General features: G+C 69.0%; 13 protein-coding genes. All 13 read left to right on the top strand.

Annotated elements, in window-relative coordinates; genetic code table 11:
* Positions 1 to 164: 164 nt before the first annotated feature.
* The 13 genes from BN1263_RS08270 to gspD all read left to right on the top strand — a co-directional run bounded on the left by BN1263_RS08270 (position 165) and on the right by gspD (position 20,523).
* Positions 165 to 7,688, top strand: a complete 7,524-nt coding sequence (locus BN1263_RS08270) for an ESPR-type extended signal peptide-containing protein (protein ID WP_058980470.1) — start codon at positions 165 to 167, stop codon at positions 7,686 to 7,688.
* A 157-nt stretch (positions 7,689 to 7,845) separates the two neighbouring features.
* Positions 7,846 to 9,699, top strand: coding sequence for a S8 family peptidase (locus BN1263_RS08265; RefSeq protein WP_021203162.1), 1,854 nt, complete (start codon positions 7,846 to 7,848; stop codon positions 9,697 to 9,699).
* A gap of 136 nt (positions 9,700 to 9,835) precedes the next feature.
* The gene (gspE, locus tag BN1263_RS08260) at positions 9,836 to 11,557 is read left to right on the top strand and encodes a type II secretion system ATPase GspE (RefSeq protein ID WP_058980469.1); all 1,722 of its coding nucleotides are present in this window, start codon (positions 9,836 to 9,838) and stop codon (positions 11,555 to 11,557) included.
* A gap of 24 nt (positions 11,558 to 11,581) precedes the next feature.
* The gene (gene xpsF, locus BN1263_RS08255; RefSeq protein WP_058980468.1) at positions 11,582 to 12,802 is read left to right on the top strand and encodes a type II secretion system protein XpsF; all 1,221 of its coding nucleotides are present in this window, start codon (positions 11,582 to 11,584) and stop codon (positions 12,800 to 12,802) included.
* Positions 12,803 to 12,851: 49 nt separating this feature from the next.
* Positions 12,852 to 13,295 (top strand): type II secretion system major pseudopilin GspG, encoded by a 444-nt coding sequence (gene gspG, locus BN1263_RS08250; protein WP_021203164.1) that lies wholly within the window; start codon positions 12,852 to 12,854, stop codon positions 13,293 to 13,295.
* A 6-nt stretch (positions 13,296 to 13,301) separates the two neighbouring features.
* Positions 13,302 to 13,796 carry a type II secretion system protein XpsH gene (xpsH, locus tag BN1263_RS08245; RefSeq protein ID WP_058980467.1) on the top strand — a complete coding sequence of 165 codons (495 nt, stop codon included), beginning with the start codon at positions 13,302 to 13,304 and terminating at the stop codon, positions 13,794 to 13,796.
* Positions 13,793 to 14,212 carry a type II secretion system protein XpsI gene (xpsI, locus tag BN1263_RS08240; protein WP_058980466.1) on the top strand — a complete coding sequence of 140 codons (420 nt, stop codon included), beginning with the start codon at positions 13,793 to 13,795 and terminating at the stop codon, positions 14,210 to 14,212. The genes xpsH and xpsI overlap by 4 nt, the downstream gene beginning before the upstream one ends.
* Positions 14,209 to 14,841 carry a type II secretion system protein J gene (locus BN1263_RS08235; protein ID WP_058980465.1) on the top strand — a complete coding sequence of 211 codons (633 nt, stop codon included), beginning with the start codon at positions 14,209 to 14,211 and terminating at the stop codon, positions 14,839 to 14,841. The genes xpsI and BN1263_RS08235 overlap by 4 nt, the downstream gene beginning before the upstream one ends.
* Positions 14,838 to 15,701, top strand: a complete 864-nt coding sequence (locus tag BN1263_RS08230; RefSeq protein WP_058980464.1) for a type II secretion system minor pseudopilin — start codon at positions 14,838 to 14,840, stop codon at positions 15,699 to 15,701. Before BN1263_RS08235 ends, BN1263_RS08230 begins: the two co-directional genes overlap by 4 nt.
* A complete protein-coding gene (locus tag BN1263_RS08225) occupies positions 15,698 to 16,843 on the top strand; it encodes a PilN domain-containing protein (protein ID WP_021203165.1) in 1,146 nt (381 codons plus the stop codon). The genes BN1263_RS08230 and BN1263_RS08225 overlap by 4 nt, the downstream gene beginning before the upstream one ends.
* Positions 16,824 to 17,531 carry a type II secretion system protein GspM gene (gene gspM / locus BN1263_RS08220; RefSeq protein ID WP_241745020.1) on the top strand — a complete coding sequence of 236 codons (708 nt, stop codon included), beginning with the start codon at positions 16,824 to 16,826 and terminating at the stop codon, positions 17,529 to 17,531. The genes BN1263_RS08225 and gspM overlap by 20 nt, the downstream gene beginning before the upstream one ends.
* Positions 17,521 to 18,306 carry a type II secretion system protein, XpsN-like gene (locus BN1263_RS08215; protein ID WP_058980463.1) on the top strand — a complete coding sequence of 262 codons (786 nt, stop codon included), beginning with the start codon at positions 17,521 to 17,523 and terminating at the stop codon, positions 18,304 to 18,306. The genes gspM and BN1263_RS08215 overlap by 11 nt, the downstream gene beginning before the upstream one ends.
* A 9-nt stretch (positions 18,307 to 18,315) precedes the next feature.
* The gene (gene gspD / locus BN1263_RS08210; protein WP_058980462.1) at positions 18,316 to 20,523 is read left to right on the top strand and encodes a type II secretion system secretin GspD; all 2,208 of its coding nucleotides are present in this window, start codon (positions 18,316 to 18,318) and stop codon (positions 20,521 to 20,523) included.
* Positions 20,524 to 20,710: the final 187 nt, after the last annotated feature.

Raw genomic sequence — 20,710 nt, 5'->3', positions numbered from 1 at the left:
TCGCAGTAACCGCTTGGCGCATGCGCTCGGGTTTCTGTCGCTGCGCGCCGTTCGGCATTACCCGCAGTAAATCACGCGAGTAGACGCCCCCAGGGGACGTTGGGCCAGAAGGCTCGGCGATGGCGTCGCTTTGCCCAAAACCAGTCCAATCAGGAGCCGTACCGATGAATCGGATTTATCGCAAGGTCTGGAACAAAGCATTGGGTCAGTTGGTGGTGGCCTCGGAGCTGGCCTCCTCCGACAGCAGCGGTGGTGTTGTCGACCAGCGCCGCGATACGACACAGGCCACGCCCGCGCTGTTGGCGGTGGCACTGGGCCTGGTATTGGGATTGGGCATGAGCAGTTCCGCCGCTGCACAGTCGGTGCAGATCGGTGGCAGCGCCACCTGTGTGGCACTCAGCGGCAAGCTGCTGGAAAAGTGCCTGGTTGAAGGCACGGCCAGTGCCAAGGGCAGCAACGCGGTGGCGATCGGTGGCAACAGCAGCGCCAGTGCAGCCAACAGCGTTGCGCTGGGCGCAGGCTCCAAGGCTACGCGCGCCAACACGGTGTCTGTCGGCGATGCCGGCAAGGAACGGCAGATCACCAACGTGGCCGCCGGTACCCAGGCCACCGATGCGGTGAACAAGGGGCAGCTGGATGCGCAGGCGCGCGCCACGCAGGCCGCGCTGGCGGATGTCGCCGCAGCTGGGGACCGCTACTTCAAGGCTGATGGCGCAGGTGATGACAGCGACGCGGCCAAGATCGACGGGCAAGGCGCGGTAGCCGCCGGTGCCGGCGCCCAGTCCTTGGCCAATGCCACCACCGCCATCGGCACCCAGGCCATTGCCGCCGGTCTCGGCGCCAGTGCGTTCGGACAAGGCGCATTGGCGATCGGCGATGCCAGCGTGGTGGTCGGGCAGAGCGCCGCAGCGTTCGGTCTCGGTGACACCGCCGTTGGCGCCAGCGCCTATGCCGCCAGCGAGAACGGCGCGGCCACCGCGCTGGGTGCGTTGTCCGAAGCAAGCGCCGACGGCGCTACTGCCGTAGGTGGTGGCGCTGTGGCGATGGGCCCAGGCAGTTCCGCACTGGGTCGAGGCGCCACTGCCGCAAACGAAGCCTCGATTGCGGTGGGTGCATTCAGTACCGCCGTGGGCGAATACAGCACCGCACTGGGCTCCAATTCGGCGGCGGTTGCCACCGGCAGCGTGGCACTGGGCGCAGGCTCGCTGGCCGACCGTGTCGATACGGTGTCCGTCGGTGCGACCGAGTACGGCCTGACCCGGCAGATCACCAGCGTTGCGGCAGGTACTGAAGATACCGACGCGGTCAATGTCGGCCAGCTGAAGGACGTGGCTGCCGTGGCCGATGCCACCGCCAAGCGGTTCCAGGCTACTGGCAGCAGCAACAGCGATGCCGGCGCGCTGGCCGAAGGTGACGAGGCACTGGCGGCCGGCGAGGCGGCCAACGCCATCGGCAACGGCGCCACCGCTGTGGGCGCGGGCGCCAACGCCGTTGCGCAGAACGCGACCGCCGTGGGCAACAACGCACTGGCCTCGGGCCAGAACAGTGCCGCGTTCGGCAACAACGCACAGGCCAACGGCCCGGGCAGCGTCGCCGTCGGTGGTGCCGCTGTTGATGCCGATGGCAATCCGCTGATCACCAGTGGCGGCGTACCGGTGGAAACCGGCGCCACCAGTGCCGGTGTCGGTGGCACCGCGGTGGGCGCCAGTGCCGAAGCCAGCGGCTTTGCGGCGTCGTCCTACGGGGTAGGTGCCTATGCCGCCGGCGCGCAGGCATCCGCGTTCGGTGCGGTCGCCAACGCCATCGGTGATTACTCCACGGCGCTGGGTACGCAGAGCAACGCCACCGGCACCAGCAGCGTGGCCATCGGTGGCCCGGCCGACCTGATTCCCGGCCTGGGTTTCTTCGTGCAGACTCAGGCCGGCGGCGAAGCGGCGACAGCCGTCGGTGCCGGTGCCATCGCAAGCGGTGACCGCGCGGTGGCCAACGGCAGCCTGACCGAAGCCTCCGGTGCTGAAGCCACGGCCGTTGGCTACTTCGCTTACGCCCCGGGTGAGAATGCCAGCGCGCTTGGCGCGCAGACGTGGGCCAGCGGCGCACAGAGCACGGCCGTCGGGTACTACGCCACCGCGCGTGGCGCCAACAGTGTCGCGCTTGGCGCGAATTCCGAAGCGGTGCGCGCCAACAGCGTGGCCGTCGGCAGTGCCGGCAACGAACGGCAGATCACCAGCGTCGCTGCCGGCAGCGAAGCCACCGACGCAGTGAACAAGGCGCAGCTGGACGCCGTGGCCAGTACCGCGGACAACACCGCGCGCTTCTTCCAGGCCCAGCCGGAAGCGGGCAGTGATGCCGGTGCGCTCGCCGAGGGCGAAGGCGCGGTCGCGGCCGGTTCGTCGAGCAATGCGATCGGCGCCGGCGCGGTTGCACATGGCGCCGCCGCTTCGGCCATCGGTGACGACGCCGTGGCGGTGGGTCGCAACAGCAACGCCACCGGCAACGGCGGTGTTGCCATCGGTGGCCTCGGCCAGGCCTACGACGAGTACAACCAGCCGATCATCGGTGCCGACGGCACGGCGCAGCAGGTAGGCACCACCGCCGTCGCCAACGCCACCGCAGTGGGCAGCGGCGCACAGGCCACCGGCGCCGCCAGCAGCGCGTTCGGCAATGCGGCCAAGGCCAGCGGGGACAACAGCTTCGCTGCTGGCGGCACGTCGCGTGCAACCGGCAGCTATGCGGTTGCGGTTGGTGACAGCGCCTTCGCCAGCAGCGATGACAGCACCGCGGTAGGGGGTTACAGCTGGGCGACGGCCAGTGGCGCAGCAGCGTTCGGTTCGGGTGCGTGGGCCACCGCCACCAACGCGTCGGCCTTTGGCAACGCGGCCTGGGCCAGTGGCAGCGGCGCAACCTCCATCGGCTACAACAGCTGGGCCAATGGGGCCAGTTCCACTGCGGTCGGCCGCGGTGCGTTCGGCTATGGCGACAACAGCGTGGCACTGGGCTTCCAGGCGCTGGGCAACAGCATCAACAGCATCGCCATCGGTACCAATACGGTGGCCGGCGGCGAAAGTGCGATCGCATTGGGCGCCGGCAGCAACGCCAGCGCCAGCAATGCTGTCGCGCTCGGTGCCGGTTCGGTTGCCAGCCGTGCACGCACGGTGTCGGTGGGCAGCAGCGGCAACGAACGCCAGGTCACCAACGTCGCTGCCGGTACCCAAGCCACGGACGCGGTGAACAAGGCACAGCTGGATGCAGTGGCGAGTACCGCCACCACCACCAGCCGCTTCTTCCAGGCCAGTGGCAGCGGCGACGACGTAGCCGGGGCGCTGGTGGACGGTGACAACGCGCTGGCCGCCGGAGATGCGGCCAACGCCATCGGCAACGGCGCCACCGCGCTCGGCAGTGGTGCCAATGCGCTGGCCAGCAACGCGCAGGCGATCGGTTTCAACGCGCTGGCCAGCGCCGCCAACGCCAGCGCCGTCGGTGCCAACGCACAGGCGACCGGTGAGTACGCCACCGCGCAGGGTGCGGAAAGCGAAGCCAGCGGCGAGCAGAGCGCGGCGTTCGGTGCCGCCAGCATCGCCAGTGGTGCCGGCAGTACCGCCAACGGTGTGTTGTCCGAAGCCTCCGGCGAGGAAGCCGTGGCGGTGGGCTACTTCAGCAACGCCAGCGGCAGCGGCTCCACCGCGGTCGGTAGCGAGAGCGTGGCCAGCGGCACCGCGTCGGCAGCGTTCGGCATCGGTGCAGAAGCGACCGGTGGCTACAGCACCGCCATCGGTGGCTATGCGCAGGCCTCGGCGTTCAACGCCACCGCCTTCGGCAACTTCGCCAATGCCTCCGGTTCCAACAGTGTGGCAGTGGGTGGCGATGCGGAAGCCTCCGGTGCCTACAGCACGGCCACCGGCCAGGGCAGCCTGGCCACCGGCACCAACAGTGTTGCCGTCGGCGGTTCGCTGTTCGGCGTGCTGGCCACCGAAGCATCGGGCAACTACTCCACCGCCGTCGGTGGTGGCGCCTGGTCCGGTGGCATCAACAGCACCGCACTGGGCAACGCCGCCGAATCGCGCGCGGCCAACAGCGTGGCGCTGGGTGCCGATTCGATCGCCGACCGCGACAACACCGTGTCGGTGGGCGGTGGTGGCAATACCCGCCAGATCACCAACGTGGCTGCTGGCACGCAGGGCACCGATGCGGTCAACAAGAACCAGCTCGACGCCGTAGCCGCTGCAGCGGAAAAGACCAGCAGGCAGTTCCAGGCCAGTGGCAACGCCGATGGTGAAACCGGCGCCCTGGTTGAGGGCGACAACGCGTTGGCCGCCGGTGATGCGGCCAACGCCATCGGCAACGGCGCCACCGCACTCGGTAGCGGCGCCAATGCGCTGGCGGCCAACGCCACGGCGGTGGGCCTCGATGCGCTGGCCACCGGCGACAACGCCGCAGCGTTGGGCAGTGCCGCACAGGCCACCGGCGAAGACAGCCTTGCGCTCGGCACCGGCGCCAGCGCCAGCGAGCTGGGTGCCAGTGCCGTGGGTGCGCGTGCACAGGCCAGTGGTGCATACAGCACCGCGACCGGCACTGAATCCAACGCCAGCGGCACGCAGGCACTGGCCAGCGGCTTCCGCAGCGCCGCCTCGGCCGATGGCACCACCGCCGTCGGTGGCTATGCCGAAGCAAGCGGACGCCTCGGCACCGCGTTGGGCTATGGCTCGGCGGCCAGTGGTGCCAACACCACGGCAGTCGGCTTCGGCGCTGCCGCGGCCGGTACCGGTGCCGTGGCCGTAGGTCAGTCCAGCGAGGCCAGTGGCGAGGAGAGTGTGGCCATTGGTGGCAGCACCTTCTTCGGCTTGATCCCGTCGCGTGCCAGCGGCACTGGTGCAGCGGCATTCGGTGCGGGTGCGTGGGCGACAGAAGACTACGCGACCGCGATCGGCTGGAACTCGTGGGCGGATGCGGCGGATGCCACTGCGCTGGGTGCCGGTGCCACCGCCAGTGGGTTGAACAGCGTGGCGCTGGGCGCCGGCTCCAAGGCCGAGCGCGACAATACCGTGGCTGTGGGAACCGCGGGCGGTGAGCGCCAGGTGACCCATGTTGCAGCCGGCACTGAAGCCACCGATGCGGTGAACAAGGGCCAGCTGGACGCGGTGGCCAGCGTTGCCGACAAGACCAGCCGCCAGTTCCAGGCCAGCGGCAATGCCGATGGCGAGGCAGGCGCACTGGTGGAGGGTGACAACGCGCTCGCCGCTGGCAATGCGGCCAATGCAATTGGCAACGGCGCTACCGCGTTGGGCAGCGGCGCAACGGTGGTCGCTGCCAATGCCACGGCGGTCGGCGTCGACGCACTGGCCACGGCCGAGCAGGGTGTGGCGATCGGCAGCGGTGCCAGCAGCACCGCAGGCGGTGCCGTCGCGCTGGGTGCACAAAGCAGTAGCGGCGGCGCGGCCAGCATTGCGATCGGCGCGCAGTCGCAGTCGCAGGGCATCGGGGCGACCGCTGTCGGCGGCATGGCCGAGGCCGCCGGCCTTGCGGCTACCGCAGTGGGCTACGGCGCGATCGCCGATGGTCGCGAAACCACGGCAGTCGGCAACTTCGCGCAGGCCAGCGGCTGGCGCGCCACGGCGTTTGGTGCAGGTGCCAGCGCCGGCTTCTTCGGCACCGCCGTAGGCAGTGCTGCGCAGGCCGCCGATGTTTCCACGGCGGTGGGCCAGGGCACCATCGCGCAGATCGCCGGCGCCGGCTTCGGCGTGCAGGCAAAGGCTGGCGAGTACGGCACCGCTCTGGGCAACAACGCCGCCACCGGGTTGAACGGCGTGGCGGTCGGCTTCAACGCACTGGCCGGACAGGATGCCGCCAGCGCCAGCGCCGGCCAGTTCACTACCGCCATCGGCAGTGAAGCGTGGGCCACCGAAGATGGCGCCACCGTGGTCGGTTACAACAGCTATGCGCAGGCCAGCAACGCGACGGTGCTCGGCAGCAACACCTGGACCACCAAGGACGCCGGTAACAGCGTCGCGTTGGGCGCGGGCTCGCTGGCCGACCGCGCCAACACGGTGTCGGTGGGTGCTGCGCAGGAGTGGGTCGATGCCGCCGGCGTCACCCACAGCGCGATCAACCGCCAGCTCACCAATGTCGCGGCGGGTACGCAGGCCACCGATGCGGTGAACAAGGGCCAGCTCGATGCAGTGGCCGCCACCGCCGATGCGGTCGGCCAACGCTTCAAGGCCAACGGTTCGGGTACCGCCAGTGCCACCGGCACCGATGCCGTGGCCATTGGCGGCAACGCCAACGCCAGTGGCGGCCGCAGCAATGCGTTGGGCAGCGGTGCCGCGGCCATCGGCAATGCGACGCTGGCACTGGGTGCCAACAGCGGCGCCAGCGGCAACAACTCGGTGGCATTGGGTGCCGGTTCGCGCGCGCTGGAGGCCAACGTGGTCTCGGTCGGCGGTGGCAACGGCACCGCCGGTCCGGCCACGCGGCGCATCGTCAACGTCGCCGACGGCCGCATCGCTGCCGGCAGCACCGATGCGATCACCGGCTCCCAGCTCAACGTCACCAACCAGCGGGTGGGAGCAGTGGAAACCCGCGTGGGTGACTTCGACTCGCGCATCGCGACGGTCGAGACCACGGCGGCCAGTGCGGTCGGCTACGACGACGCCAGCCGTGACCGACTGACCCTGTCCGGTTTCCAGGGCACCACCATCGACAACGTCGGTGCCGGCAGCATCGCCGCCGGTAGCCGCCAGGCGATCAACGGCGGGCAGCTGTTCCAGTCGCTAAGTGATGCCGCTAGCTTCCTCGGCGGTGGCGCCAGCGTTGGCATGCAGGGCGTGTTCGTGGCGCCGAACTACGTGATCCAGGGCGCCACCTACAGCAACGTCGGCGATGCGCTGGGCGCGCTGGACCGCAAGGTCAGCGAGATCGACCGTCGCACCGCCGGTGGCACGCGTGCCGGAACCGCCAGCCTGCGCGCGATGAGTGCCTCGCTGGATGACAGCCCGCTGGCCAGCGCCGCGGATGCGCGTGCAACAGCCGATGCAGCACCGGCCGGCACCGCGCGGGTGCAGGGTACGCCGACGGCCGCCGCGGCGGGTGCTGGCATTCCGGTCGGGACCCCGGCGACCGGCGCCAATGCGGTGGCCATGGGCGAGGGCGCCGTCGCCAGCGGCGCGTCGTCCACCGCCGTCGGCCAGGGTGCCAGTGCCACGGCTGCCAACGCCGTGGCACTGGGCCAGGGTTCGGTCGCCGATCGTGCCAACACCGTGTCGGTCGGCAGCGAAGGCAACGAACGCCAGGTCACCAACGTCGCCGCCGGCACCACCGCCACCGACGCCGTCAACAAGGGCCAGCTGGACCGTGGCGTGGCCACGGCGAACAGCTACACCGACAGCCGCGTCCAGGCCGTCGCCGACAGCTTCGATGTGTTCAAGGGTGAAATCGATGGACGCCTGCGCCACATGGACCGCCGCATCGACCGCCAGGGTGCGATGAGTGCGGCGATGCTCAACATGGCCACCAGTGCCGCCGGTATCCGCACCCAGAACCGGGTCGGCGTCGGCATCGGTTTCCAGGGCGGCGAGTCGGCGTTGTCGCTGGGCTACCAGCGTGCGATCAGCGATCGCGCCACGGTTACCTTCGGCGGTGCCTTCAGCAGTGACGACAGCTCGGTTGGCGTCGGTGCCGGCTTCGGCTGGTAAGCCAAACCACTGCGCCGGCGGCCACCCACGCCGGCGCCAAACCTGCAAACAGGGCCTGGGGGGAGGTCACGGCAATCCCGGCTGGGCCGGCCGGGAGTCGTCAAGGAATGATGGCCGCAGTGTTGGTTCGATCCATGACCCAGAAGAGGAATTCGACGTGATCAAGAAGCAGAACCTTCGCATCAATGTGCTTGCCGCCGCCGTGCTGTCGATGACCGCCGTCGGTGCCGTCCACGCCGCCGGGTTGCCGACCCGTGAACCGGTGCGCCAGGCCAGCACCGCCGAGCCGGGCACCCAGCGCATCATCGTCAAGTACCGTGCCGGCACCGCTGCGGCGGGCGACCGGTCGGCCAAGCTGTCCACCGTGCAGTCCGCGCTGACCCGCGCCAGCCTGTCCGGTGGCACTACCCGCGCCAGCGCGCTCGGCCCGCAGGTCGTGCGCAGGCTGGGCGTCGGTGCCGACCTGATCCGCCTGCAGGGGCGCCTGGCGCCTGCCGAACTGCAGCGCGTGCTGAAGGAACTGAAGGCCGATCCGTCCGTGCAGTACGCCGAGGCCGATGTGAAGCTGCGCCGTACCGAGCTGCGTGCCGGTGACGTGCAGCCGGCGCTGGCGCCGAATGATCCCTACTACCAGCAGTACCAGTGGCACCTGCACAACGCCACCGGCGGCATCAACGCACCGTCGGCGTGGGATGTATCGCAGGGCGAAGGCGTGGTGGTGGCGGTACTCGACACCGGCATCCTGCCGCAGCACCCGGACCTGGTCGGCAACCTGCTGGAAGGCTACGACTTCATCAGCGATGCCGAGACGTCGCGCCGTGCCACCAACGACCGCGTGCCGGGCGCGCAGGACTATGGTGACTGGGTCGAGAACGACAACGAGTGCTACACCGGCTCCGTCGCCGAGGACAGCTCCTGGCACGGTACCCATGTGGCCGGTACCGTGGCCGAGCAGACCAACAACGGCGTCGGCATGGCCGGTGTCGCGCACAAGGCCAAGGTGCTGCCGGTCCGCGTGCTCGGCAAGTGCGGTGGCTACCTTTCCGATATAGCCGACGCCATCACCTGGGCCTCCGGCGGCACGGTGGCCGGCGTACCCGCCAATGCCAACCCGGCCGAAGTCATCAACATGAGCCTCGGCGGCAGCGGCAGCTGCGACGGGACCTACCAGGAAGCGATCAATGGCGCGATCTCGCGTGGCACCACGGTGGTCGTGGCGGCCGGCAACGAGACCGACAACGCCTCCAAATACCGTCCAGCCAGTTGCGACGGCGTGGTGACCGTCGGCGCCACCCGCATTACCGGCGGCATCACCTACTACTCCAACTACGGCACCCGCGTGGACCTGTCCGGTCCGGGGGGTGGTGGCAGCGTCGACGGCAATCCCGGCGGCTACGTCTGGCAGTCCGGTTCCGATGCGGCTACCACGCCGGAGTCGGGCAGCTACAGCTACATGGGCATGGGCGGCACGTCGATGGCCTCGCCGCACGTGGCTGCCGTCGCTGCACTGGTGCAGAGCGCGCTGATCGCCAAGGGCAAGGATCCGCTGGCCCCCGCCGCGATGCGCACCCTGCTGAAGGAAACCGCGCGTCCGTTCCCGGTCAGCATCCCGACCGCCACTCCGATCGGCACCGGCATCGTCGATGCCAAGGCGGCGCTGGCCAAGGCGCTGGAAGAGCCGTGCACCGAGAACTGTGGACCGGTGGCGACGCCGCTGACCAACAAGGCCGCCGTGGGGGGGCTGAACGGCACGGCCGGCAGCAGCCGCCTGTACAGCTTCGAGGCAGCCGCTGGCAAGCAGCTCAGCGTGATCACCTACGGTGGCACCGGCAACGTGTCCGTCTACATCGCCCAGGGTCGCGAGCCGAGCGCCAGCGACAACGATGGCAAGTCGACCCGTCCCGGCACGTCCGAAACGGTACGGGTGAACAAGCCGGTGGCAGGCACCTACTACATCAAGGTAGTGGGCGAAGCGGCCTACAACGGCGTGAGCATCCTCGCCACGCAGTAAGCCTGACGTGTCGTAGTTGAACGGCCGAGGCCCGTCATCCTGTGTGACGGGCTTCGTCTTTTTACGAAAGCTGGCCGCAGGGCGGCGGAAATCATGGCTTAACTGCTAAAGTCGGTCCGATTGACAGGAGAGTCACGTGAACGCGCTCGCTGCAACCGTTACCGACGATGCCGAAGGCCGCATCCTGGATGCGCTGCTGGCACGCGGCCGGCTCAAGGAAGGAGACCTGGCGCGCGCGCGGCCGTTGCACGCCGAGGCCGGCGGCAGCCTGCTGGGCCTGCTGGTGCGCCTGGGCCTGGTGTCTGAACGCGACCAGGCACAGACCAGCGCGGAGGTGCTGGGCCTGCCGCTGCTGGAGGGCAGGCAGGTGCCGGAGGCCCCGCCACAGGCACTGGCCGAGGGCATGCCACTGTCGCTGCGCTTCCTGAAGCAGTTCCATGTGTGCCCGCTGGAGTTGAATGAACACGGGGTGCGTCTGTGGCTGGCCGATGCCCACGATGCCTATCCGCAGCAGGCCGTGCAGTTGGCGCTGGGGGTTCCGGTGACACCGGTGCTGGGCATGCGCGCGGAGATCGATGACCTGGTCGAGCGCTGGTTCGGCCAGGGCCGCAGCGCGATGGGCGCGATCGTGGAGACCGCAGACGGCGAGGGCGGCGCGGTCGACGATATCGAGCACCTGCGCGACCTGGCCTCGGAAGCGCCGGTGATCCGCCTGGTCAACCTGGTGATCCAGCGTGCGGTGGAACTGCGCGCGTCGGACATCCATGTCGAACCGTTCGAGAGCCGCCTGAAGGTCCGCTACCGTGTCGATGGCGTGCTGGTGGAGGGAGAAAGCCCGCCGGCCAACCTCACCGCAGCGGTGATCAGCCGCATCAAGATCATGGCCCGGCTCAACATTGCCGAGCGCCGCCTGCCGCAGGACGGCCGCATCATGCTGCGCGTGCAGGGCAAGGAGCTGGACCTGCGCGTGAGCACCGTGCCGACCGCGCACGGCGAAAGCGTGGTGATGCGCCTGCTCGACCGCGAGACAGTGGTGTTTGATTTCCACCGGCTGGGGTTCACCGATGCGTTCCTGCCGCAGTTCCGCAAGGTGCTGGAACAGCCGCACGGCATCCTGCTGGTGACCGGCCCGACCGGCTCGGGCAAGACCACCACGCTGTACACCGCGCTGAGCCAGCTCAATACCGCCGACGTCAAGATCATCACGGTCGAGGACCCGGTCGAGTACCAGATCGAGGGCATCAACCAGATCCAGGCCAAGCCGCAGATCGGCCTGGACTTCGCCAACGCGCTGCGCAGCATCGTGCGCCAGGATCCGGACATCATCATGATCGGCGAAATGCGCGATCTGGAAACCGCGCGCATCGCGATCCAGTCGGCACTGACCGGCCATCTGGTGCTGTCCACCCTGCACACCAACAATGCCGCCGGTGGAATCACCCGCCTGCTCGATATGGGCGTGGAAGACTACCTGCTCACCTCCACCATCAACGGGATTCTGGCCCAGCGCCTGGTGCGCCGGCTGGAACCGACCCACGCCGAGCGCTACGAGGCTTCGCCGGAGGAAATCAAACGCTTCGAGCTGCGCCGCCTGCAGCCGGAAGGGCCGATCCATCTGTTCCGCCCCAGGCCCTCGGCGCTGGCGCCGACCGGTTACCTCGGTCGTACCACCATCATGGAATTCCTGGTGATGAACGATGCGCTGCGGCGTGCGGTGATGCGCCGCGACGGCATGGGCGAGATCGAACGCATTGCCCGCGAAGCCGGCATGCGCACGATGTACGAAGACGGCCTGTCCAAGGCCCTCAGTGGGCAGACGACCATCGAGGAAGTCCTGCGTGTCACCGAGGAAAGCTGATGCGCGCAGGACGACGGGGCTGACATGCCGACCTACCGTTACAAGGCACTGAACCCGCACGGCGAGATCTTCGACGGGCAGATGGAAGCGGCCAGCGAGGCCGAGCTGGTCGCGCGCCTGCAGGACCAGGGCCATCTGCCGATGGAGACACAGCTGGCCGATGGCGGTGCGATCGGTGGCGGTACCTGGCGCAACCTGTTCCGCCAACGGCCGCTGCAGGGCGCGGCATTGCTGCAGTTCACCCAGCAGCTGGCGACACTGCTCGGTGCGGGCCAGCCGCTGGACCGCGCGCTGTCGATCCTGCTTGGGTTGCCCGAAGACGATCGTTCGCGTCGCGCGATCACCGACATCCGCGATGTGGTGCGCGGTGGCGCGCCGCTGTCGACCGCACTGGAACGCCAGCACGGGTTGTTCTCGCGCCTGTACGTGAACATGGTGCGTGCCGGTGAGGCCGGCGGCAGCCTGCACGAAACCCTGCAGCGCCTGGCCGACTACCTCGAACGCAGCCGGGCCCTGCAGGGCAAGGTGATCAACGCGCTGGTGTACCCGGCCATCCTGCTGGTGGTGGTGGGTGGTGCGCTGCTGTTCCTGCTTGGCTACGTGGTGCCGCAGTTCGCGCAGATGTACGAGAGCCTGGATGTGGCGCTGCCGTGGTTCACCAACGCGGTGCTGCAGCTGGGCCTGTTCGTGCGTGACTGGTGGGTGCTGCTGCTGGTGGTGCCGGCGCTGGTGGCGCTGTTCTTCGAACGCAAGGCGCGGCAGCCGGCCTTCCGGTTGGCGCTGGATGGTTGGCTGCTGCAGCGTCGCGGCATCGGCCGCCTGCTGGGTGAACTGGAGACTGCCCGGCTGGCGCGAACGCTGGGTACCCTGCTGCGCAATGGCGTACCGCTGCTGGGTGCCCTGGGCATCGCCCGCAACGTGCTGGGCAACCGCGCGCTGGCTGCCGATGTGGAAACCGCCGCCGATGAAGTGAAGAACGGTGCCGGCCTGTCGCTGGCGCTTTCGCGAGGCAGGCGTTTCCCGCGCCTGGCCCTGCAGATGATCCAGGTTGGCGAGGAGTCCGGCGCGCTCGATACCATGCTGTTGAAAGCGGCTGACACCTTCGAACAGGACAGCGCCCGCCGCATCGACCGCCTGTTGGCGGCGATGGTGCCGGCGATCACCCTGGTGCTGGCCTCGGTGGTGGGTGCGGTGATCGTTGCCGTGCTGGTGCCGCTGTACGACCTGACCAATGCCATCGGTTGACGATGGATCCCTACGCAACCCCGACACTCCGCAACTGAAAGGACCGACCATGATTGCTTCCCGTCGACCGATCCGCCTTTCCTTCACCGCAGCGCGCAACCAGTCGGGCATGAGCCTGCTGGAGATCATCATCGTCATCGTGCTGATCGGCGCGGTGCTGACCCTGGTCGCCAGCCGCGTGCTGGGTGGCGCCGACCGCGGCAAGGCCAACATTGCCAAGGCACAGGTGCAGACCGTCGCATCCAAGGTCGACAACTACCAGATCGATACCGGCAAGCTGCCCGGCTCGCTCAATGATCTGGTGACTGCACCGGCTGGCGTGGCTGGCTGGCTGGGGCCCTATGCCAAGCCGGCCGATCTGAACGATCCGTGGGGCCATGCGCTGGAATACCGCACGCCGGGCGAGGGCCAGCCGTATGAGCTGATCAGCCTGGGCAAGGACGGCAAGGCCGGTGGCAGCAGTGTCGACGCCGACATCCGCTACCAGCCGTAACCGGGCATGTCGTGTTTCCTGCCGCGCCGGTTGCAACGCCCGCGCCTGCCCGGCAGGCGCGCAGCGGGCCTGTCGCTGCTGGAAATGCTGCTGGTGATCGCGCTGATCGCCGCGATCGGCCTGATCACCGCTGCCGGCCTGTCACGCGGTTTCGCTGGCATGCAGCTGCGCAGCGCCGGCAAGGACATCGCCAACCAGCTGCGCATGGTGCGCGCGCAGGCGATCACCCGCGGCGAGCCGCAGCGCTTTGTCATCGAGCCGGCCAAGCGGCGCTGGGAAGGCGCCAACCAGCGCCACGGTGACGTGCCGGCACAGCTGCAGGTGCAGTTCGAAGGCGCCGCGCAGCTGGCCACCGCGCCGGGGCAGGGCGTGATCGAGTTCCACCCCGATGGCGGCTCCAGCGGTGGCCGCATCCGGCTGCAGCGTGACGACGCCGAATGGCGCATCGACGTGGGCTGGCTGACCGGTGAGGTCCGCTCTGGCCCTTGGCGGGCGCAATGAAGCGGCGCGCCCGCGGCTTCACCCTGCTGGAAGTGATCATCGCCTTCGCCCTGCTGGGCCTGGCGCTGACGCTGCTGCTGGGCAGCCTGTCCGGCGGCGCAAAACAGGTGCGCGATGCCGAGCTGCGCACGCGCGCGGTGCTGCATGCGCAGTCGCTGCTGGCCGAAACCGGCGTCGCCTCGCCGCTGCAGGCAGGCAGGCAGCAGGGAGACTGGGAGCAGGGGCGCTACCACTGGGAATTGCAGGTCCAGCCGTGGGCGGAGCCGCGCGCAGGCAATGTCACGCAGGCAACGTCACCGGGAACCCCCTGGCTGGCCGAACTGCAGCTGCAGGTGCGCTGGGGTGACAGCGAGCGCGAGCAGCTGCGCTGGCGCAGCCTGCGCCTGTTGCCGCCCGACCTGGAGAATGCGCGGTGAAGCGCCGCGCCGCAGGGTTCACACTGGTCGAAGTGATGCTGGCCACCGTGCTGCTGGCCGGCGGCCTGGCGTTGGCCTTTGCCAGCGTGCGCTCGGCGATGGCGGTCAGCCAGCGCGGCGAACAGATCGCCGCCGAAAGTGAACGCATGCGGGCGGTCGAGTCTCTGCTGCGCAGGCAGCTGGCCGGCGCACTGCGCACCCCGCTGGAGGTCCAGGACCCCACCCGCGAACCGGTGTTCTTCCAGGGCGAAGAACAGCGCATGCTGTTCGCCGCCGACCTGCCCGGCTACCTCGGCCGTGGCGGCTCCTACCTGCACGCGCTACAGGTGGACGGACGCGAGGGGCAACAGCGCCTGCTGCTGGACCTGGTGTTGCTGCAGGAAGGCGAGCGCATCGCCGAGAATCCGCCACGCCCGCCGGAGGTGTTGGTTGAGAACCTGAAGTCGGTGCAGCTGCGCTATCGCGGCATCGATGCGGGCACCGGTCAGATGAGTGACTGGATGCCGCGCTGGGACGATACCCGGCGGCTGCCGATGCTGGTGGAGATCAGGATCGTGCCCGCCAAGGGCGCGCCCTGGCCCACGCTGGTGGTGGCACCGCGCGCCGGTGGCAGTGGAGGTGCGCGATGAACCGGCAACACGGTGCGGCGCTGGTGCTGGTGCTGTGGCTGATCGCATTGATGACCGCGCTGGTCGGTGCGTTCGCGCTGAGCGCACGGGTCGAGCATCTGCAGCAGCGGGTATTGGATGACGATGCACGCGGGCAGGAACGTGCGCGCGCCGGCCTGGAGTACGCGCTGCTGCGCCTGTCCGCTGATCCGCTGCGGGCGCCCTGGCGTGCCGATGGCCGCACCTACCGCTGGCAGTTCGATGACGCCAGCATCGAGATCAAGGTGCTGGACGAGAATGGCAAGATCAACCTCAACCTGGCCGACGTGACCCTGCTGACGGCGTTCCTCAAGGCACTCGGTGAAGACGAAGGCGCTGCCCGGCAGATAGCCGGCGCCATTGTTGACTGGCGTGATGAAGACAGCCTGCTGCAGCCTGGTGGCGGTGCCGAAGCGCCGGACTACGCGGCGGCCGGGTTGCCGTATGGCCCGCGCAACAAGCGCTTTGAGACACTCGGCGAACTGCAGCGGGTGCTGGGCATGCGCGGCCCGCTGTACAAGGCCATGCTGCCCCACCTGACCCTGTACAGCCGCCAGGCGCGCCCGGATCCCCAGTTCGCCAGCGCGCCGGTGCTGACCGCACTGGGGCTGGATGCGGATACCGTGCTGGCGCAGCGCGCCCAGCAGGAGCGTGACGCAGATACCGCTGGCGGTGCGACAACGCTTGCCAGCAGCAGCGGCACCTATAGTATCGAGTCCCGTGCAACCGACAGCAGTGGACGCCGGTCGGTGTTGCAGGCAGTGGTACGCAATGGCTCGGGCGGGGTTCCCGGGCGGTCCTACACAGTGCTTCGCTGGGAGCAGGGAATGACAGCAAGATGACGGCATGGCAGGACAGTGTGCGGCAGGTGCAGGGCCGGATCGGCCCGGGCGCCGGCCGTTTCCTGCGCTGGTGGCGGCAATCGCTGCTGGCGTGGGTGCCGGCCCGTTGGCAGTGGGCGCTGGGCTGGGCACAGGCGCGCCTGCTGCTGCAGCGCCAGGGTGACCAGCTGCAGGTCTGGCGTGAGGCCGGTGAACGCCGCGAAGCGGTTGCCAGCGTGCCATGGCCGCTGTCGCCGGTGGAACTGGACCGCGTGCTGGAACCGCGGCTGCGCAGCCTGCCACGGGTGTGGCTGCTGCCGGCCAGCGAGGTACTGCGTCGTCATCTGCGCTTGCCTGCGGCTGCGGCCGACCGCCTGCGCGCCGTGGTCGGTTTCGAGATCGACCGCCAGACGCCGTTCGAATCGAGCCAGGTCAGCTTTGACGTGCGTGAGCTGGGGGGCGCAGCCGAGGGCCAGCTGCAGGTCGAACTGATCGCCTGGCCGCTGCGCCAGCTGGAAGCGTGGCGGGCCAGCGTGGGCGAGTGGGCCGATGCACTGGCCGGTGTCGATGCCATCGACAGCGAGGGTGAGCCTCTGCAGGTGAACCTGCTGCCACCGGCGCAGCGCCAGTTGCGCGCGGATCCCATGCGGCGCTGGAACGTGCTGTTGGCCGTGGCCGCGCTGGTGATGCTGGTGCTGGCCGCCGTGCAGCTGCTCGACAACCGCCGTGACGCTGCCGATGCGCTGCGTGCGCAGGTCGAGCGCAGTGCACGCAGTGCGCGTGGTGTCGCCAGCGAACGCGCGCAGCTGCAGGCGCTGATCGATGGTGCCGCATTCCTGGAAAAGCAGCGCAGCCAGCGTGCCGGAACGGTGGAAATCTGGAATGAACTGACCCGGCGCCTGCCGGAGGGCACCTATCTGGAAAAGCTGGCCATCGAGAACAACAACCTGCAGCTGATCGGCCTGAGTCGCGAGGCGTCGCAGCTGGTGCAGCTGCTGCAGGACGCACCGCAGTGGCGCAAGGTCAATCTGACCGGCGTACTGCAGGCCGATGGTGCTGCCAGCGGCCGTGACCGTTTCACCATGACTGCCGAACTGCAGCCGTTGCCGGCTGCAGCCCCGGCCCGGGAGGCGGCCGATGCCGATGCCAAGCGCACGCCGTGACCGCTGGCTGGCACTGGCGCTGCTGCTGGCAGTGCTGGGCCTGGCCTACCTGCTGCTGGTGCACCCCTGGTTCACCCGGCCACTGCGTGAAATCGACGCCGACGTGGCCGCCCTGCGCGAGCGCGAACAGCGCGTGCAGGCGCAGCTGCAGCAGCAGCCGCAGATCGAACAACGCCTGCGCGCCACCCGCGAGGCACTGCAGCAGCGGCCGGGCTTCCTGCGTGAGGCCACCGCCGAAGCTGCAGCCGCTGCGCTTGGCGCCAGGCTGCAGGATGCGGTGGCGATGGCCAGCCCGGGCAACCGCAGTTGCACCATCAGCAACCGCACGCCACTGGCCGACAACCGCCGTGACGCCGAATTCGTACGCGTGGCCATGCAGGTGCGCCTGCGCTGTGGCGTGGCCGAGCTGGCCACGGTACTGCACAGCCTGGAAACCGGCAGCCCACGCCTGTTCGTCGACAACCTCAACCTGATCGCGCAGCGCTTCCAGCAGTCGCCGAATGAATCCGGGCTCGGCCTGGACGTGTCGTTCGAACTGGCCGGTTACCTGCTGCCCGGTGCCGCTGCCGATGGCGCTGCGGCGGCACCGGCAGCCGAGCCGGGCGCGGCGCCGCAACCGCCTTCGGCTGCACCGGCACCCTCACCGGCTGCGCCGGAAGAGGGGCAGGAGGTGGCCGATGAAGCTTGAGCAGATCAGCCTGCGCACCGGTTTCCTGCTGGCACTGGCCGGCTGGGCGGCAGCGGTCTGGCTGGCCACCGGCTTCGGGCTGGGCAGCCAGCTGCCAGCTGCCGGCGGCAATGCCGACGCGGTGCCCTCGTTGCCGGTGCTGCCGCCGTTGGCTGCAGAACGCATGCCCAGCGCCGACAGCTACAGCGCAATCAGCGAGCGGCCGCTGTTCGCCGAGGACCGCAGGCCCAAGCCCTACCTGCTCGGTGGCAGCGAGCCCGCCGCCAGTGCCGCGCTGCGCCTGACCGGCGTGCTGCTGACCGGCAGCTTCGGGATGGCCACTTTCACCACCGAACAGAACCGCTCGCTGCGCCTGCGCCTCAACGGTGAAGCTGTCGACGGCTGGCAGCTGGTGGCGCTGCAGCCGCGCCAGGCCACCGTGATCGGCCCCGGTGGCAACCAGGTGCTGGAACTGGCGGTATTCAACGGCCAGGGCGGTGAACCGCCGACCGTACTGCGCGGCGCCAATGGTGTGCCGCCGGCAGGTGCGATCGTTGTGCCGCCCCCGGCAGGCGCTCCGCCGGCACCGCCGCCGGTTGCGGCAACCCCATCGCCGTCGCCTGCTGGCAGTGCGCCAGCGCCCTCGGCTGCGGCATCCGCCCCTGCCACCAACAACGGCCCCAGCGAAGCGCAGATGCAGGCCATCCGCGAACGCATCCAGGCCCGTCGCCGCCAGCTGCAGCAACAACAGCAGCAACAACCGTCGCCGCCCCCGGGCGATGGCACCAACCGATAGAGTGAATGCATGAGCCTGCGTTTCCTTCCCTGGTCCTTTGCCCTCGCGCTGCTGGTCGGCTGCAGCACCGTGTCCGCGCCGCATGTGCAGCGCAAGGGCAATCTGTCGCCCACCTCCGAGGCTGGCCGGGCGGCCGATGTCACCGCTGACGCCGCCCGTGACGCCCAGGGCGCGCCGCAGGCAGTGATCCGCCGTGGCACGGGCACCATGATCAACCGCGAAGCAGCCCGCGCACCGGCACCGGCGCTGCATGGCGCCAGCACCGGCGAGGCTACCTTCAACTTCGAAGGCGAATCGTTGCATGCGGTGGTCAAGGCCATCCTCGGCGACATGCTGGGCCAGAACTACGTGATCGCACCGGGGGTGCAGGGCACGGTCACCCTGGCCACCCCCAAGCCGGTGTCGCCGGCACAGGCGCTGAACCTGCTGGAGATGGTGCTGGGCTGGAACAACGCACGCATGGTCTACAGCGGTGGGCGCTACAACATCGTTGCCGCCGACCAGGCGCTGGCCGGCACGGTCGCGCCGAGCACGGCGCCAGCCGCCAGCGCGCGTGGCTTCGAGGTCCGCGTGGTCCCGCTGCAGTTCATCTCCGCCACTGAAATGAAGAAGGTGCTGGAGCCGTATGCGCGGCCCAACGCCATCGTCAACGTCGACAGCGGCCGCAACGTGATCACCCTGGGCGGTACCCGCGCCGAGCTGGAAAACTACATGCGCACCGTCGAGATCTTCGACGTCGACTGGCTGTCGGGCATGTCGGTGGGCGTGTTCCCGATCCAGTCGGGCAAGGCCGAGCAGGTGGCTGCCGACCTGGAGAAAGTATTCGGCGAGGAGAGCAAGACGCCCAGTGCCGGCATGTTCCGCTTCCTGCCGCTGGAAAACGCCAACGCCGTGCTGGTGATCACCCCGCAGGTGCGTTACCTGGACCAGATCCAGCAGTGGCTGGACCGCATCGATACCGCCGGTGGCAGTGCCCGCCTGTTTTCCTACGAGCTGCGCTACATCAAGGCGCGTGACCTGGCCGAACGGCTCAGTGAAGCATTTGCCAGCAGTGGCAACCGCGGCGGTTCCAGTCCGGCCTCGCTGGCCCCGGGGGCGATGCCGTCGCAGCTGGGCAGCGACTCCGATCGTGGCATGGACAGCACCAACAACAACAGCAGCAGCTTCGGCTCGGTCCCGGGCAGCAGCTCCAGTGGCGGGGGCAACGGCAGCATGAACCTGCCGCAGCGCCAGTCCGGCAACGTCAGTGTCAGCCTGGAAGTGGAAGGCGACCGCGTGGGCGTGTCGGCGGTGGAGGAGACCAACACCCTGCTGGTGCGTTCGACCCCGCAGGCCTGGCGGTCGATCCGCGAGGTGATCGAGAAGCTGGATGTGATGCCCCTGCAGGTGCACATCGAAGCCCAGGTGGCCGAGGTCTCGCTCGATGGCGACCTGAAGTACGGCGTGAACTGGTTCTTCGACAACGCCGTGGCCGGGCGTGCCCTGACGGGCGCATTGGGCGGCGTGACCCTGCCGGCGGCAGCGGGTGGCTCGTGGAGCAGCTTCGCCGGTGCCGCAACGGGCGGCGAAGGCCTGGGCTGGGCATTCACCGGCCACAATGGCGCGGCGGTGGTGAGTGCGCTGGACAAGGTCACGGATGTACGCCTGCTGCAGACGCCTTCGGTGTTCGTGCGCAACAACGCCGAGGCCACGCTCAACGTGGGCGACAAAGTGCCGATCAACACCACCACGGTCAACACCGGTATCGGCACCGGCACCTACAGTTCGGTGCAGTACATCGACACCGGCGTGATCCTGAAGGTGCGCCCGCGCGTGACCCGCGACGGCACGGTGTTCCTCGACATCGTGCAGGAAGTGAGCAGCGCCTCGAACGTGCCCGACAACTGCAATCCGACCGAGCGCAACTGCAACCCGCGCATTTCCACAAAGAAGCTGTCGACCGAAGCGGCAGTGCAGAGCGGCGACACCATCATGCTGGCCGGCCTGATCACCGATTCGGGCACCGATGGCAGCAGCGGCATTCCCGGCCTGAGCCGGATTCCGGTGGTTGGCGCGCTGTTCGGGCAGAAGAGCCGCTCCAGCCGCCGTTCCGAAGTGATCGTGCTGCTGACCCCGAGCATCGTGCGCAACAGCCTGGAAGCGCGGAATCTGACCGACGAGTACAGCCAGCGTTTCCGCGCGATGGAGCCACTGAACCAGCCGCGCGCAAAGAAGTAAGGGGTTTGCGGCCGGGCCGCGCCCGGCACCCGCCGAGGCTGAAGCTGGAGCAGCGGCAACGGCAACGGCAACAGCAACAGCAACAGCAACAGCGGGTTTACTGAGGGATGGCGGGGCACTGTGGGTTTGCGGGGGCGCCGTAAATACGTCCATGTAGGCTTGGTCGCCGCATCCATGCGGCTCACAC

The organism is Stenotrophomonas thermophila, from assembly GCF_001499715.1.
Lineage (GTDB): Bacteria > Pseudomonadota > Gammaproteobacteria > Xanthomonadales > Xanthomonadaceae > Stenotrophomonas > Stenotrophomonas hibiscicola.
This window is presented reverse-complemented; position numbering and strand designations above follow the sequence as displayed.

Excerpts from the sequence above, each read along its gene's own strand:
- BN1263_RS08270 (WP_058980470.1), top strand. The coding sequence starts at position 165 with ATGAATCGGATTTATCGCAAGGTCTGGAACAAAGCATTGGGTCAGTTG.
- xpsF (WP_058980468.1), top strand. The coding sequence starts at position 11,582 with ATGCCGACCTACCGTTACAAGGCACTGAACCCGCACGGCGAGATCTTC.
- gspG (WP_021203164.1), top strand. The coding sequence starts at position 12,852 with ATGATTGCTTCCCGTCGACCGATCCGCCTTTCCTTCACCGCAGCGCGC.
- xpsH (WP_058980467.1), top strand. The coding sequence starts at position 13,302 with ATGTCGTGTTTCCTGCCGCGCCGGTTGCAACGCCCGCGCCTGCCCGGC.
- xpsI (WP_058980466.1), top strand. The coding sequence starts at position 13,793 with ATGAAGCGGCGCGCCCGCGGCTTCACCCTGCTGGAAGTGATCATCGCC.
- BN1263_RS08230 (WP_058980464.1), top strand. The coding sequence starts at position 14,838 with ATGAACCGGCAACACGGTGCGGCGCTGGTGCTGGTGCTGTGGCTGATC.
- BN1263_RS08225 (WP_021203165.1), top strand. The coding sequence starts at position 15,698 with ATGACGGCATGGCAGGACAGTGTGCGGCAGGTGCAGGGCCGGATCGGC.
- gspM (WP_241745020.1), top strand. The coding sequence starts at position 16,824 with ATGCCAAGCGCACGCCGTGACCGCTGGCTGGCACTGGCGCTGCTGCTG.
- BN1263_RS08215 (WP_058980463.1), top strand. The coding sequence starts at position 17,521 with ATGAAGCTTGAGCAGATCAGCCTGCGCACCGGTTTCCTGCTGGCACTG.
- gspD (WP_058980462.1), top strand. The coding sequence starts at position 18,316 with ATGAGCCTGCGTTTCCTTCCCTGGTCCTTTGCCCTCGCGCTGCTGGTC.